This window comes from Cellulomonas telluris (assembly GCF_004886325.1).
In the GTDB taxonomy this organism is placed as follows: Bacteria; Actinomycetota; Actinomycetes; order Actinomycetales; family Cellulomonadaceae; genus Cellulomonas; species Cellulomonas telluris.
The window spans coordinates 1-515 of sequence record NZ_QXFN01000114.1 but is presented as its reverse complement, the minus strand read 5'-3'; the positions used below and the strand labels follow the sequence as shown (position 1 = coordinate 515).

Below are 515 nucleotides of genomic sequence, written 5' to 3'. Positions count from 1 at the left end.
GGTCGACCGTGCGCCGCACCTGCACCGGCGGGCGCCGCAGCACCAGGACTACCTCGGCGGCGACCAGCGTGACCAGCACGACGCCCAGCGCCGCCACCACCGGGTAGCGCAGCAGCACTCCCGCCGCGGCGAGGGCCAGGCCGGTGACCAGGACCCAGCGGCCCCGCGGTGTCGTCGCGCGCCAGGGCGTCACGGGCGGTCCGGCTGGGGAGGCGCGACGTCCTCCAGCGCCTGTCGTACGACCGCGGCGCCGGTGTGGCCCTCGAGCAGCGCCTCGCGGGTCAGCACCGTGCGGTGGGCCAGGACCGGCTCGGCCAGGCGGCGGACGTCGTCGGGGATCGCGTAGTGCCGACCGCACGAGGCGGCGTAGGCCTGGACGGCCCGCACGAGCGCGCGGAGACCTCGGGTGCTGGCGCCGAGCCGCACCCGCCGGTCCTCGCGGATCGCCACGCCGACCTCGCGGACGTGGGCCAGGATCGGGTCGGCGACGTGGAGCCGCTCCACCAGCGCGGCGA

At 78.1% G+C, this 515-nt stretch carries 2 protein-coding genes; both read right to left on the bottom strand.

Annotated elements, in window-relative coordinates:
• The coding region (locus tag FB586_RS18995) for a hypothetical protein (protein WP_136520877.1) at positions 1 to 193 on the bottom strand (193 nt) is incomplete at its 3' end.
• On the bottom strand, positions 190 to 515 hold a 326-nt coding region (locus tag FB586_RS19635), incomplete at its 5' end, for an AAA family ATPase (RefSeq protein ID WP_370741105.1). The genes FB586_RS18995 and FB586_RS19635, both read right to left, overlap by 4 nt.